The following is a 12800-nucleotide window of genomic DNA, read 5'->3' on the forward strand; positions in this document are numbered from 1 at the left end:
TGGCGGACGCCCCGGAAATCTGGTGGATCAGGCGGTCAGCGTCAGGAGCTGCCGGTGATCGGGGAGGGAGTTCAGGAGACGGTTCCGCCACGCCATGGCGTACCGCGGGCAGTTGCCGCAGTGCTTGTGCGTGCACCCGGGCATCGGGGCCCGCTTGGTGGCGTTCAGGCTCCACGCGAGGGAGTCGGAGGAGTAGAGCAGGTGGGAGGTCTCGCGGAGGCCGGTGACCTTGAAGCCGAACCCGTGGAGGCGGATGCCCATGGACCACAGAGTCTCGATGATCCGTACGGCCTCGTTCGTGGTCTGTCGACGGCACACGGAGCCGATGCCGACGACCGGCTCATACGTGAGGTCCACTCCGGCCCGCTCGTAAAGGTCCACACAGCGCAGGTAGTCGTCGAGCGTGAAGCCCTGGAGGACGGGCATCCACGGCAGATCCGCGTCCAAGCTCATGAGGTTGAGGAAGGACGCCACGGTCTTGTACTGGTGGCGCTCCACCGTCAGGCCGGTCTTCGCCAGGATCTCGTCCTCGCACATCCAGTCCTGAATCGCACAGACGTCCATCATCCCGATCTCGTCGCAATACCGGCGTGCGGCCGCGGCGTACTCGTACGGGGTGACGGTCCACTGGCCGTACTTCGACAGCTCCGTGAAGCCGCCGCTGTCGAGCATCCACGGGGTGACGGCGCGCGGCAGGGTCTTGCGGCCGGAGAGACGGTGGTTCGCGACGCAGAGCGGGACGCAGTCCTCTCCGAACTCCGGCCGGGCGAGCCACGACGGCTGATGCGTGCCCAGGTACGTCACGCGGTCGACGTCGTCGTACGAGCGACGCCCGGGGTTCTTCGGGGCGGCTGGTCGCATGGCTGCACTGTTCTCGGCAGACGCCGGAAGGTCGAAGAGGACGACAGAAGACACGCGGGATTCCTTCGTTCGGGACTCGTCGGCGGCGCTCTCCGCCAACACCCCATATAGTACAGCAACGAGACTCGCAGGGAAGGGGTAACCCGCAGAAAAGCGGGGTCCACCCGGCCGGGCGGCCCCCGCAGCACACCGCGGCGCTCAGCTCTCCTCGGCGCCAGCCTGCTGGTGCGCCTGCACCTTGCGGACCAGGTTGGCCATCTGCCACGGCGCCATGCCCATGTGCGCCAAGGTCGCCACCATCCCGCCCAGGGCACGCAGTTCGGGCCGCTTCTCCAGCTCCGCCGCGACCTGCTCCTCGGACAGCTCCCGGCCGATGCTCCACTCCTTCGGCGCACGCCGATCCGCCGTCGCCCGCTGGTCGAACTCGGCGAACCGCTCCGCCAACTCGTAGCCCGCGGTCGCGCGCTCCTCGAGGGCCTTCACCTGCTCCCAGGTCTCCGCCCCGGGCGTCATCGGCTTCACCACCGCGGCGGCGAGCCCGCGCAGCGCCTCAAGGTCGTCGTCCAGGGTCGGGGCGGGCTTCCTGTCGGTCATCGTGTTCCTTCGGTCGTCGGAGCGGTCGGCCGCGGTGGTCGTGGGTACCTGGGGCGCAGGGCGGATCTGCTCGGCCGGCACGGGCCGGTCCCTGCATGCGGCGTAGCTGAGGTGGGTGTCCACCGGCAGTACGTAGACGGTGCCGTTGGCGAGCGGCCAGCCGAGGATCGCCACGGGCCGGGCGGGCTCCCCCTCCTCCCGCTTCCACATCGCCCGGGAGCCCACGGGGTGGCGCTCGGCGAACTCGGGAGCTGTCAGCGGCATGCCGACCAGTCTCCGGCCGCGCTCGGTGATGCGCAGGGAGTTTCCACGCTCCCAGCGGTCCGCGACCGGCACGGGGCGGCCGTCGCTGTCCTGGAGGACGGCAAGACCGTCGCGGACCAGGGCGAGCATGTCACTGTGCCCGGTCGTGCCCGGCAAGCTGCCCGTCTCAGGGTTGGCCCGCGCCAGGAGGGAGAAGCGGCCCAGCGGCGCAAGCGCGGCACGCCCCTCGACGGTGAGGAACCGGCCCCCGGCCGCCGCGTCGGTGCGCGCCCAGGTCTCCGGGATGCTGTTGAGCACGCGCTGATTGGCGCCGTCGGGCAGTTGGCCGTCCGCGTCGACGGCGGCGAGCATCACGCGGCGCTGTCCCGGCGTGAGCTTGTCGGTGGTGTAGTCGGCGGTGGTGAACACGGACACGGGTCTTCTCTCCGGGGTCGAGGGGGAACGGCGGGGCCGGGGCGCATCGGGCACCCCGGCCGGGCAGGCGGCTACGGGTGCCGCGGGCGGCCCATGCGCTCCTCGCGGGGGAGCAGCGAGCGGTCGACCGGCGGGCGGGGCACCGGACGGCCGTACACCCCGAAGCGCAGCGCGGACTCCCCCCGCTCCACGCGCGCCTTGAGCCACGGCGCGGAGCGGCGCTCCCCGTACCGGTACGAGCGGGCGAGGCAGGCACGGGCAGCGCCGACGGTGCTGCTCGTCGACCGGATGCTCGCGGGGCGGGGACGGCGGTCGGTCCAGCGGGGAGAACGGGCCTTGCGGGCACGGTGGGCGCGGATCGTGGCATGCATGGTGAAGTCCTCGAGGTCAGTGGAACGGTCGGGGCGGCGTACGGCCGGGGCGCGTTGAGGGCGCCCCGGCGGAGGGAGTTGCTACGCGGCGGCGCGGGCCTGCCGGGCGGCGTGCGACTCGGCGCAGCCTCCGCACTCGGGGAGGCCGAGGATCATCCAGCTGTCGGGATGCCGGATCTCCCCGTTGTGCCGGTACCAGGAGGCGAGCTGCCACTCCTGCCCGCACAGGGTGCGGCGGCCCAGCTTGTTGGGGTTGGGCAGGTGCCGGGTCCTCGCGGAGTGCGTACGGACGTAGACCGGCTCACCGGTCTCCGGGTCGGGCCCGGGGTGCTCGCCCTCGTCCCACTCCAGCGCGGCCGCCCAGCACGCGGTCACGGTGCGGGTGCCGTCGTACAGGTACGCGGCGCGACGGGCGACAGAATCACGGCGCACGGTGGGAAGCGCGAAGAACTTGGCACGCCTCTTGGTGAACCCCGGGGCCTTACTGCCGCCGGGGCCGTCCGCGGCGTACAGGTCGGCGATTGCCTCGGCCGCCTCCTCCTTCGAGGGGTAGAAGCCGACGATGCCGCCGCGGTTGCGGCACTTCGAGGACCAGGCGGCGAACCCGCCGCGTGCCAGCTTGGCCGGGGACTCGTCGAAGACGACGCCGATCATCTCGCCGTCCAGTTTGACGTTCAGCTTCATCTCGCCGCGGCGCGGGGAGTCGGGGGTGACGGTGAGGCCGGCGCGCATGGGGCGCTCCTGGGGCTTGGGCTCCTCGGCGGCGACCGGTTCGACGGTGGGCGCCTGCGCGGTGGGCGTCTCGTCCTCGACGACCGTCGCCGCGGTGGCCTCGTACCGCTTGGCGTACGGGTTGGACGACCGGGGCGCCTTGACGGCCTTCGCGTACGTCTCCTGCGAGCTGTAGCCGAAGTGCACGAGCCCCTTGCCCAAGTCGCCCCACGTGATCCAGCGGATCGGGCGGCCGCCCTTGGTGAAGGTGACTTCCTCGTTGGTCTCGGGGTGGATGGTGCGGTATGTGGTCTTGGTGCGGGCCATGGCGCGGACTCCTGGTGTGCGGAAGACGGTTGGGGGAGGGTGCCGGGGCGCGGCGGTGAACGTCGCGCCCCGGCCGGTGGGGGTGCTACGCGGTGCGGGGAAGGCCACCGCGCAGCCGTACGTGATCGGTCACCGCGGCATGTCCGGCCCGATGCACGTGCACTCCGCGCGCCGGGCGAGCAACGTGCGTATCTCCGTCCAGGCGTTGTCCCGCTCGCTCGTGAGGGCCTTGTGCCGGGCGTTGCGCTCCTCCGGGTGGGCGGCCCAGTAGCGAACCTCGGAGCGGTTGCCGGTCATCGAGCGCAGTGCGTTGTCGGCGCGCAGCTCGGCCTGCTCGGCGCGGAAGATGGCGCGCGCGGTGATCCACGCGAAGCAGGTAGGGGCCTCGGGCTCCTGCATCCAGGAACGGCGGCATTCCGGGTAGGTGGGGCGCTCGGTGACGGCGACGGCGACAGTGGCGGTGGCAGTGGACATGGGGCTCCTCGGGAAGCGTGTGGCCAGTTGGGGCGGAGGCCGGAGCACAGCAGGTGCCGCGCCCCGGCCGTGAGAGACCGGACCGGTCAGGTGACGTCGGTGACGTCGTAGAAGCTGGCCACGCCGCGCGTGAACCGCTCCGGGGGGAGCTGGAGCCGCGTGTGCCGGACCTCGTCGCGCACGGCCTTCTCGTACGACAGCTCCGCCATGGCGCCCGTCTCGTGGTCGCTGGCCCAGTACCGCAGGACCGACCAGTAGTCGACGCCGTACCGGGTCCGCTGAGTCACCGGGTCGATGTACTCGACGAACCGGATGATCAGGACCGGCCTACCGTCCGCGCCGTTCACGACGGACTCTCGCTTGCCCTTCCCGCCCAGGATGTTGAAGCGGTAGACGTCGGCCTGTTCGCGGGGGACGTCGGTGGGGGCGCTGGAGTTCAGCACCGTGCGCATCGGCCCGTACTGCGCGGTGAGCTGTGCCAGGGGCTTGATAGCCAGGACAGCGTTCATCGGCGGCGTTCCTTCCTTCGGGACGTTGGCGGCGCTCTCCGCCAACACGGAAGACAGTACAGCAATGAGACTCTTGTGTGTAGTACCCCGCCCGATACAGGGGGGACGCATACGCGGGTCTCATTGCTGCATCGTCAATCACGCGATGAGCGTGACCTCCCCGATGGTCTTCGCCCGCCGAATGAGTACCGTCCCGCCCGTACGACGCTTCGGGCCCGGCTCCGGCAGCTCCCGCACCGGCGTGCCCATGGTCCCGTCCCGGCCCGTGAGCTGAGTGAACCGCTCCTCGAACCTCGGGCGCTGCTTGTCGTGCACCCCGGCCGGCCCCGCCACCAGGTACGCGGACGCCGTCGGGTAGCTGTCGCCCTCAGTCAGGTAGTGGGCCCGCTCGATCCCGGAGTGTTCACCCCGCTCGAGCCGCATGTCGTATGCGACGGCCATCGCCCGTACGTACGTCTCCGCGGCTTGCCGGTTCCCCTCGAACACGGTGCGCACCGACCGCCACGCCTGGCCCTTCTTCGCCTGCCCCCGGCATGAGTCCCAATAGCCGGAGCACCACGGCTCGAACCGGCCCGCGGGATGCCCTTGGACGCACTCCTGCGTACGGGGCTGACGGCACCACCAGCGCGGCGTCCGGCAGTTGCCGCCGTGCCACTGGCGGCAGTCGTCCGTACGGGCGGCGAAGTAGATCCGGCGGACCTCGTAGACCGCGTGCGGGGCCTGATCCAGCGACAGCGCGAACGCGTCGAGCACCGCGGTGTTCTGCCCGTCGTCCGTGAGCCGCTTCCGCAGCGACGTCGTCCCGTACAGGGCTACGCGCTCGTTCAGGGCCTGGGAGACGTACTCCATGCGCAACACGTCGGCCGCGACGTGCGGGTGAGCCCTCAGCCGGTCCTCGTGGGCGTCCCTGGAGGCACAGACGCCACTGAACGGGCACTGCGCGCAGTACGACTTGCGGATGGGCTCGCCGAGCTGCGCCAGGACGTACGCCTCCACCGCGGCCCGGTCCATCTTGGCCAGGATGAGCGGGTAGTGCGGCTCGCAGATGCTCCGGCCGGCCTCGGCGTTCAGGCGCCGCTGGATGCTCGTGTCCTTCTCCGCCCGGCCCATCTCGCCCGCGTGGTAGCCGATGACCCGCCGGAAGCTCGACGTGCCGAACTCGTGGGCGGCCCAAGCGTCCAGGCACCAGCCCTTGAACTTGATGGAGCACGTACGGCGCCCGTTCGCCATCTGCGGCACCGTCCCCGCCGCGCGCAGCTCATCCGACAGGCGCCACGGCCCCTGGGAGAAGATCCGGCGCGGCTGCCGGGAGTCGTCCAGGATCACCACCCCGTCGGCGTCCTCCGGCCCGCCCCGGGCTATCTGCACCAGCCGTACCCCGGCGCGGCGCAGCAACGGCAGGACGAGCCGGTCTACGTAGCTCAGGGAGTCCGGCCACTCGTCGCCGGTGACCGCGTGCACGACCACCAGGTCCGACAGGTCCCGCGCCAGGCCGTACCGCTCCGGGTCGGCGAGGAACATCAGCAGGATCGCCGTACTGTCCGCGCCCAGCCCGTACGACAGCACCGTGATGCCGGACCGGCGGAACGTGGCAGGCGCGGCCGCGGGGCGAGCAGAAGCGGGCACGGGGAGGTCGAACAGAGCAGGCGCAGACACGGGCGTTCCTTCGGAGATCCGGCGACGGCCGGGGAGGCAGGGGAGCTGAGAGACGGGCGAGATCAGCGGCGGCGCAGCACCCGGGCCAGCAGGGACCGAAGGGACTGGACACGCCCGCGCCGCTCGTACGCCCGGACCATCGCGGCGACGTCGGCCGGGTCCGGCGAGTTGTGCCAGATCACCTTGATGACCAGGGCCTGACGCAGCTCCCCCTCCGGACGGTCCATCAGCAGCACCGCGCCGTACCGGTCGGGCTTCCACAACAGCCAGACGTGATCCGTCTCGGAGCTCCGCTCGAACTCCCCGGTGCGCATGGTCGGCGGGAGACCCAACAGGCGGGCCACCTCGTCGGCGAACGACTCGAACGTGTACCTCGGCGACTCGGCGGCCTGCAGGTGGGACTGGAGCCAGGACGGCAGCGGAGACATGGGGCTGGAACCTTCCTCGGAGCGGCGAACGGACCACGGCGGACCAGGACGCCAAGAGCGGGGGCAACAGGGCAGACAGGCGGGGTTATGGGACTTCTGGGACCGTCCACACGCGCGCGGGCGCGTATGGGCCCGTGGGGCGCCGCCCGACCCCTCCGGCCGGGCGGCGCCGGGGCGGATCAGGGACGGCGGTCGCGGATGTACTCGACGGGGACGGCGACACGGAACCGGGAGCCGAGCACGCGGCGGGCGTTCTCGGCGGCATCCTCGCGGCCGTCCCGCTTGCGGAACTTCACGACGATCGGCGGGTGCGCGGGGGCGTGCCCGATGGGCGAGTCCAGTCCGGCGGTGATCGTCGCGGTGACGGTCCATCCGAGGCCGGAGTCGCTACGGCAGTGCACGCGCACGGTGGGCGTGCCGGTGGCGACGGCGGACAGCTCCTCGGGCGTGGCGTCGACGGCGTTGTACGCCAGGGCTGCGACGCGGATCTCCTCGGCGGTGCCGGGCATGTCCGTGCCGTGCATCCGGTGCGCGCGAGGGGCGACGGCCAGGATCACCGCGCGGGCCCGCTCGACGGCGGCGCGCGCCTGGTCGTGGGCGGCGTTGCGGGCGTTGAGGGTGTGGGCGGTGCGCAGCGCTTCCCACGCCTCCTCGAGGTCCGCGCGGGTCTCGACGATCTCGAGGTGGTGCTCCGGGGCGGAGATCTTGCCCAGGGTGAGCAGGTGGCGGTCGAGGTTTGCGAGGTCGCGGGGCGCACCACCGAGGGAGGCGTGCACGGTGGACTCGTACGCGGCGAGGGCGGCGTACAGGGGCGTGGTGTCGGGCGCGGCCGGGGCGGTCTCCCCGGCGGGGGCGGGGCGCTCCTCGACGGCGGCCGGGCGCGGCATGCGCCACAGGCGGATGGACACGGGCTTGCAGCCCTGTAGGCGGCGGGCCTGCTGACGGTGGGCGAGGCGGACGGAGATGGCGTTCGTCAGGGCTTTGTCCCAGCCGCGCGAGTCGTCGTCGCCGCCCTCGGTGATCTCGTCGCGCAGCGCGTGAACCGCGTCGGTGCTCATGTGGTGGAGCTGTTCGCGGATGGCCCAGTACCGCTCATCCTCGGTGAAGATGACCCGGACGCGTTCGGACTCGGCACGCTTGCGGATGATGCGGCGCACCATCTCCTTGTTCGCCTTGCCCTGCTCCTTGTCGGCGTCGCGGCTCATGACGGCGTCGACGAGGTCGTGGGTGACGACGCGGCCGTTGTGCTCCCTGGCAGCGATGAAGATCTGCAGCGCCATCCAGTCGGCGCGCTCCGTGGCAGTGATCACCGGGTGTTCCTTCGTTCGGGACGTCCCGGTTGCTCTCCGGGACTGTGGTGGGGCGGTGCGCCCTGCGCCCGTTCCGGCGTGTGCCGGCCTCGAGGGCGGGGCGCACCGCCCGCCGGGGGTGGGGGCGGGCGGTGCGGGCCTGTCAGAGCTGGTCGAAGCTCTCGGGGGTACTGCCGGGGGTGTCGTCGCCGAAGAGGCGGGCGGCCTGCTCCTGACCGTGGAGGTATCCGGCGATGGACTCGATCTCCGGCTCCTCTTCGTCCTCGGCGAGGGTGGCCGTGTCCTCGTCGTCGTCGATGCCGAGGCAGGCGCGCATCACGTCCTCGAACGTGCTGGGCACGGGGGAGATGAGCCGACGGGCCTTGAGAGCGGCGTCACCGGCGCTCACGGCGTGCAGTTCGACGTAGACCAGCCCGGGGACCTCGAAGCACTGCGCCTCGATGTCGAGGCGCTGGAGGGCCTGTTCCACGTCGTTGTCGGCGGCCCGCTCAACGGACACGACGTCGACGCGGTTGTCAGGGGTCTGGGGGGTCCACTGGCCCGTGGTGTCGGCGACGACGAAGAACGAGGCGGTGAACTTGCGGAGTTCGACGCGGTAGGCGGGGGCGCGGTCCATGTCTTCCGGGAGGGGTGCGGGGGTCTTGTCGAGGGACACGGGCATGGTGACTTCCTTCATTCGGGACTGCCCCGGTTGCTCTCCGGGGCGCGGTGTGAACCACCGAGAGAACAGTACAGCAATGCGACTCTAGGGCAACAGGATTCCCGTAAGAATCTGTAAACGTGCAGGTGAAGCGGCATGCCTGCTCTCGGGTCGGTCTCATGGCTGTACTTTTCCGTGTCGGCTGTGTACGTTCTGGAGCCCCGCCACCCGGCGGCCCGGGGTCGAGCAACCCCGGGAGTCCCGAACGAAGGATCACCACCATGCGCATGCCGCACCTTCTCGCCCGTCGCCCCCGTCCCGCCGCACTCCTGGCCGCTGGACTGGCTACCGCACTCCTCGGTGCCGCCGCCCTCGGCCCCACCTTGGACGCCGACACCCCCGCCGCGACGCCCAAGGCGCACCCCGCCGCGATCGTCACCGTGGACACGGCCGACCTGGTCGCCGCGTACAACGGCGGATGGATGGCGGGCGTGGCCGCCCTCGGCGACGACTCCAAGCCCACGTATCCGGACGTCGTCGCCGACGGCAGCGCCCCGGGCACGGTCGCTTGGATGGACGGCTGGACCGACGGGCAGGCTGATGTCCTCGGTGACGACAACCGGGACGGCGTCGTCGACGAGGATGAATCCGGCTGGGACTGCCACACCGTGGACAACCGCAAGTGCGGCCCCACGGTGCCCGCCCAGTGCCTTGGAGAACTCGACTTCGCCGATCCGTGCGCGACGGTAGCGGAGCGCCCCGCGTACGCCTGGACGGACGCCGACGGCACCCCGCACTCCGTGGCGGCCGGGCGGGAGTTGCTGACCCGCGTCACGGCTGTCCCGGGCACCGAGGAGTTCGCCGCCGCCCTCTTCGCGCTCGACACCCAGTGGGCACAGCACAACGAGGACTGACCGCCCGCCGTCCCCGGCCGGGGGCGCACTGCTCGTGCCCCCGGCCCGGCCCCGGACAGGAGACCGCCGTGACCGCCACCAAGCTCCCCGGGCGCAACTGGCTACGCATGGCGCCCGCCGACTTCGACCGCGACGCCCCGGACGCTGTGGACCACCCCGTCCCCGCCGTCCCCGACGAGTGCGGCACCGCGCCTCTGTTCGGGGAGGACCCGGCGGCCGTGCGCACCCCCGACGCCCGTATGCCGGCCGCAACGTTCCCCGAGCAAGCAGACACCCTTTTCTAGGCCGCGAGAACAGTGCAGCCGCGAGACCTCCGACGCACACCGCGAACCGTGTCGATCTGTGTCCCACCTGCGAGGCCTTCGATTCTTTTCGGGATCTTTTAGTGCCCCGGAGTCTCATTGCTGTACTATCAAGGGGTTGGCGGAGAGCACCGCCAACAAGTCCCGAACGAAGGATCACCACCATGGCTTCTGTCGCCGCCCGCCGCGTACTCCGTGACCGCGTCCGCGCCAACCGCGCCGCCTCCGCCCAGCGCCGCACCGTCGCCCAGGCCACCCGCCGTGTCCGCACTGGCGCCCGCTCCCTGGTCACCCACATCATCGCCACCGGCGCCGACCGCAAGACCGTTGAAAGCGTCGCTGACGCCCTGCGCACCGTCGCGAAGAAGAGGGGCGTCAAGGGCCGCCGCGCCCGCATCCGCCGCTCCTTCAACGGCGCCCGGAACATCGTCAAGACCATCTACCGGTACACCCGCGCCCAGGTCGCGCAGATCGCCGCGCAGTACAAGCCTCGCAAGGCCGAGTACAAGGCCGTCCGCGCCGCGCTGATCGCCGCCTGAGCGGCTCCCTGACCGCCGGGGCGCGGCCCTTCCCCCCGCCGCGCCCCGGCACCCCACAACACCCTTCACGCCCCGGAGACGGAGACACCCATGCCTGCCACGCCCAACGCCCTCGCCGCCGCACACCGCGCCAACACCATCGCCACCATCGCCCGGACCCGCGCCGCCTCCCCCGCGCCCGTGCCGAACGCTGAGGGCCGCGCCGCCCTGCTGGAGATCGCCGCCCTGCTGGAGACCGCCGCTCACTCGCTCCAGACCGAGGAACCCGGCACCTGGGACGGCATCGTGATCACGAACACGATGGACTGGGACGCCTCGCACGCGCTCCACACCGCCGACGAGATCGCCGCCGACCACCCCACCATCGGCTTCCCGCCCCGCTTCACCCAGTACGTCACCGCCCCCGTGTTCGGCAACGAGGTTGACCTGCCCCCGTCGCTGCTCCCCGGCGGCCCCGTGCTGATCGCCCGGGAAGGGGACCTGTTCGCCCGCCTCCACGCGATCCACGGCCACCTGCGGCGCATGCCCCCGGCCCGGGACACGACCGCGCTCCTGGAAGGCGCGTTCGCCCTGCACTGGAAGCACACGCTCCTCGCCGCGTCCGAAGCCGTCATGACCGACCGACCGGCGAACCGGCCCGCCGTCCCGGCCGCCGTCGAGATCGCAACCCCGGGCACCACCATGGCGCTGCGCCGCGCCCACGGCGCGTACGGCGCGACCGTGACGTACGGGCTCACGAGCCGCCACCTGCCGTGCCACGTCAGCGACGAGGGCGTCACGCACACCGCCGTCCGCATGGTCTCCCACCTCGGCGCCACCATCGCCACCTGCGACGACGACAGCCACCGCAACGCCGCCGCCGTCGCCGCGCGGGAGCTGTACGACTCCCTCGACTGACCAGCCCCGCCGGGCGGACGCGACACAAGCCGCGCCCGCCCGGCCCACTGGCCAACGGCCACACAGCCCGCCGCGCCCCGGGGCCGGACGTACGAGCCGCCCCCGGGCGCGACACAAGCACCACCCGCATGACCACATCACCCGGCCGGAGAGCACCGCGCCGGAACGTCCCGAACGAAGGAACACCGAATGTCCCTGTCCACCACGGCGCCGACCGTCACGGTCCCCGGCGCCTTCGGCGAGACCTTCACCGTCACGCCGGGCCACATCGACGACGCCGCGCTCCTGGCGTTCACGTCCGGCCAGTGCCACGCCCTTGCGCGTGCCATCGCGGACTCCACGGGGTGGCCCATGGCCCTGATCATCGACGACGAGTGCGCGTACGACCCGGACCTCTGCGCTGACGACGACATAGCCGAAGGACTCTGCGCCTGCCAGCTCCGGCACATCGTCGTCGTCCGCCCGGACGGACACCACGTCGACATCACCGGCGCGCACGCCCCGGGCACCGTGCCCGGCTACGAGGGCGCCCCGGCCACACCCCTGACCGAGGACCTGTGGCAGCACCTCCTCGACTCCTCGGACTGGCGGACGCCCGCCCTGAACGTCGCCCGCACGTTCATCGCTCCGCTGCTCGCCTCCCTCTCGTAGCCCCCGTCCACCCGGCCGCGCCCCCGGACTGCTCCCGGGGGCGCGGCCCCCTCGAAAGGCCCTCGCCATGACCCCGACCGCCATCGCCCCCGCCCGCCCCACCTGCCCCGCCCAGATCCTCGCCGGACGCGTCGCCGCCCTCCTCCCGGAGCGCGCCGGTGTCCCGTGGACCGTCGAGCCTCACACCGCGTGGTGGACCGTCCGGTACCCCGCCGCCCGGCTCGTGCAGGGGGGCCGCGCCCTGGTCCTGGTCGCCCGCACCTGGGACACGCAGATCGGTTGGCAGCTCCCCGACCGCGAGCCGACCCGCCCCGACCTCCACCTCGAGAGCATGAGCCCGGCCGTCATCGCGCGTGAGGTGCTGCGCCTGGTCTTGCCCGTCCTCGACGACGAGGCCGCCGGACGCGCCGCGAAGGACGGCCCCCGCGTGATGGGGCGCCTGGAGCTGCTGAACGAGATCGGTCACGCGATGCGCATGCAGGGCGCAGCGACGTACAACCGGATCGGTCTCCTGCCGAACACGTCCACCCTCGCGTGGGCCGCGCCGTCCGGCGCCCGGTACTCCGTCGCCCTTCACGGCACGAACCCCGTGGCCGACGTCCAGATACAGGGCCCGGTGCGCGCCGTCGAGAAGGCCGTGACCTGCTTTCTGCCCCCGGCTGCCGACGGGCGCCCTGAGATCCCCCGCGTCCGCGGCCGTCTGCAGCGCCGCCTGGCCGCCGTCCTCGCCCGGCACGGGCACGTCGAGCAGACCGACCAGGGCGGACTCGCCTTCAGCACGGGCCCCGGCTCCGGCCCGTACGGGTACGCCGCCCCGGCCACCGACGCCCAGGCCCGCGCCCACGACACGACCCCGGCGTCCATCGACCTCCACGGCATCGGCGCGGACTTCCTGATCTCCCTCGCCCCGCAGCTCTGCCGCTGACCCGACCCGGCGC

16 protein-coding genes are annotated in these 12800 nt (G+C 72.1%); 6 read left to right on the forward strand and 10 right to left on the reverse strand.

Going from position 1 to position 12800, the window contains the following annotated elements:
• Nucleotides 1-27: 27 nt before the first annotated feature.
• The 10 genes from ACGFR9_RS10460 to ACGFR9_RS10505 form a co-directional block, all read right to left on the reverse strand.
• Entirely contained in the window at nucleotides 28-861 is an 834-nt protein-coding gene (locus ACGFR9_RS10460; RefSeq protein ID WP_393205285.1) for a hypothetical protein, read from the reverse strand.
• A 198-nt stretch (nucleotides 862-1059) separates the two neighbouring features.
• Nucleotides 1060-2133: a hypothetical protein gene (locus ACGFR9_RS10465; RefSeq protein ID WP_393205288.1), complete on the reverse strand. Its 1074-nt coding sequence runs from the start codon at nucleotides 2131-2133 to the stop codon at nucleotides 1060-1062.
• Nucleotides 2134-2204: 71 nt separating this feature from the next.
• Nucleotides 2205-2504 carry a hypothetical protein gene (locus ACGFR9_RS10470; RefSeq protein WP_393205291.1) on the reverse strand — a complete coding sequence of 100 codons (300 nt, stop codon included), beginning with the start codon at nucleotides 2502-2504 and terminating at the stop codon, nucleotides 2205-2207.
• An 81-nt stretch (nucleotides 2505-2585) separates the two neighbouring features.
• Nucleotides 2586-3542, reverse strand: a complete 957-nt coding sequence (locus ACGFR9_RS10475) for a hypothetical protein (protein ID WP_393205294.1) — start codon at nucleotides 3540-3542, stop codon at nucleotides 2586-2588.
• Nucleotides 3543-3671: 129 nt separating this feature from the next.
• Nucleotides 3672-4016, reverse strand: a complete 345-nt coding sequence (locus ACGFR9_RS10480; RefSeq protein WP_393205297.1) for a hypothetical protein — start codon at nucleotides 4014-4016, stop codon at nucleotides 3672-3674.
• Nucleotides 4017-4102: 86 nt separating this feature from the next.
• Nucleotides 4103-4525, reverse strand: coding sequence for a hypothetical protein (locus ACGFR9_RS10485; protein ID WP_393205300.1), 423 nt, complete (start codon nucleotides 4523-4525; stop codon nucleotides 4103-4105).
• A 138-nt stretch (nucleotides 4526-4663) separates the two neighbouring features.
• Complete coding sequence (locus ACGFR9_RS10490; RefSeq protein WP_393205303.1) at nucleotides 4664-6181, reverse strand: hypothetical protein; 1518 nt, start codon at nucleotides 6179-6181, stop codon at nucleotides 4664-4666.
• Between the two features lie 62 nt (nucleotides 6182-6243).
• Nucleotides 6244-6609 (reverse strand): hypothetical protein, encoded by a 366-nt coding sequence (locus ACGFR9_RS10495; RefSeq protein ID WP_393205306.1) that lies wholly within the window; start codon nucleotides 6607-6609, stop codon nucleotides 6244-6246.
• A 179-nt stretch (nucleotides 6610-6788) separates the two neighbouring features.
• Nucleotides 6789-7919 carry a hypothetical protein gene (locus ACGFR9_RS10500; RefSeq protein WP_393205309.1) on the reverse strand — a complete coding sequence of 377 codons (1131 nt, stop codon included), beginning with the start codon at nucleotides 7917-7919 and terminating at the stop codon, nucleotides 6789-6791.
• A 142-nt stretch (nucleotides 7920-8061) separates the two neighbouring features.
• A complete protein-coding gene (locus ACGFR9_RS10505) occupies nucleotides 8062-8580 on the reverse strand; it encodes a hypothetical protein (protein WP_393205312.1) in 519 nt (172 codons plus the stop codon).
• Nucleotides 8581-8840: 260 nt separating this feature from the next.
• Between ACGFR9_RS10505 and ACGFR9_RS10510 the strand changes: the two genes are divergently transcribed.
• The 6 genes from ACGFR9_RS10510 to ACGFR9_RS10535 all read left to right on the forward strand — a co-directional run bounded on the left by ACGFR9_RS10510 (nucleotide 8841) and on the right by ACGFR9_RS10535 (nucleotide 12787).
• Nucleotides 8841-9473: a hypothetical protein gene (locus ACGFR9_RS10510; RefSeq protein WP_393205315.1), complete on the forward strand. Its 633-nt coding sequence runs from the start codon at nucleotides 8841-8843 to the stop codon at nucleotides 9471-9473.
• A gap of 68 nt (nucleotides 9474-9541) precedes the next feature.
• Entirely contained in the window at nucleotides 9542-9757 is a 216-nt protein-coding gene (locus tag ACGFR9_RS10515; protein ID WP_393205318.1) for a hypothetical protein, read from the forward strand.
• A gap of 182 nt (nucleotides 9758-9939) precedes the next feature.
• Complete coding sequence (locus ACGFR9_RS10520) at nucleotides 9940-10314, forward strand: hypothetical protein (protein WP_393205321.1); 375 nt, start codon at nucleotides 9940-9942, stop codon at nucleotides 10312-10314.
• 90 nt (nucleotides 10315-10404) lie between these two features.
• Nucleotides 10405-11211 carry a hypothetical protein gene (locus tag ACGFR9_RS10525; protein WP_393205324.1) on the forward strand — a complete coding sequence of 269 codons (807 nt, stop codon included), beginning with the start codon at nucleotides 10405-10407 and terminating at the stop codon, nucleotides 11209-11211.
• 189 nt (nucleotides 11212-11400) lie between these two features.
• Nucleotides 11401-11862 (forward strand): hypothetical protein, encoded by a 462-nt coding sequence (locus ACGFR9_RS10530; RefSeq protein WP_393205327.1) that lies wholly within the window; start codon nucleotides 11401-11403, stop codon nucleotides 11860-11862.
• A gap of 67 nt (nucleotides 11863-11929) precedes the next feature.
• Complete coding sequence (locus tag ACGFR9_RS10535; protein ID WP_393205330.1) at nucleotides 11930-12787, forward strand: hypothetical protein; 858 nt, start codon at nucleotides 11930-11932, stop codon at nucleotides 12785-12787.
• Nucleotides 12788-12800 lie beyond the last annotated feature (13 nt).

The organism is Streptomyces sp. NPDC048584, assembly GCF_043199595.1.
In the GTDB taxonomy this organism is placed as follows: domain Bacteria; phylum Actinomycetota; class Actinomycetes; order Streptomycetales; family Streptomycetaceae; genus Streptomyces; species Streptomyces edwardsiae.

What these genes read in the sequence shown, in the direction of transcription:
- ACGFR9_RS10485 (WP_393205300.1), bottom strand. Translation starts at nt 4,525, where the DNA reads ATGAACGCTGTCCTGGCTATCAAGCCCCTGGCACAGCTCACCGCGCAG.
- ACGFR9_RS10525 (WP_393205324.1), top strand. Translation starts at nt 10,405, where the DNA reads ATGCCTGCCACGCCCAACGCCCTCGCCGCCGCACACCGCGCCAACACC.
- ACGFR9_RS10520 (WP_393205321.1), top strand. Translation starts at nt 9,940, where the DNA reads ATGGCTTCTGTCGCCGCCCGCCGCGTACTCCGTGACCGCGTCCGCGCC.
- ACGFR9_RS10505 (WP_393205312.1), bottom strand. Translation starts at nt 8,580, where the DNA reads ATGCCCGTGTCCCTCGACAAGACCCCCGCACCCCTCCCGGAAGACATG.
- ACGFR9_RS10495 (WP_393205306.1), bottom strand. Translation starts at nt 6,609, where the DNA reads ATGTCTCCGCTGCCGTCCTGGCTCCAGTCCCACCTGCAGGCCGCCGAG.
- ACGFR9_RS10460 (WP_393205285.1), bottom strand. Translation starts at nt 861, where the DNA reads ATGCGACCAGCCGCCCCGAAGAACCCCGGGCGTCGCTCGTACGACGAC.
- ACGFR9_RS10530 (WP_393205327.1), top strand. Translation starts at nt 11,401, where the DNA reads ATGTCCCTGTCCACCACGGCGCCGACCGTCACGGTCCCCGGCGCCTTC.
- ACGFR9_RS10480 (WP_393205297.1), bottom strand. Translation starts at nt 4,016, where the DNA reads ATGTCCACTGCCACCGCCACTGTCGCCGTCGCCGTCACCGAGCGCCCC.
- ACGFR9_RS10510 (WP_393205315.1), top strand. Translation starts at nt 8,841, where the DNA reads ATGCGCATGCCGCACCTTCTCGCCCGTCGCCCCCGTCCCGCCGCACTC.
- ACGFR9_RS10535 (WP_393205330.1), top strand. Translation starts at nt 11,930, where the DNA reads ATGACCCCGACCGCCATCGCCCCCGCCCGCCCCACCTGCCCCGCCCAG.
- ACGFR9_RS10475 (WP_393205294.1), bottom strand. Translation starts at nt 3,542, where the DNA reads ATGGCCCGCACCAAGACCACATACCGCACCATCCACCCCGAGACCAAC.
- ACGFR9_RS10470 (WP_393205291.1), bottom strand. Translation starts at nt 2,504, where the DNA reads ATGCATGCCACGATCCGCGCCCACCGTGCCCGCAAGGCCCGTTCTCCC.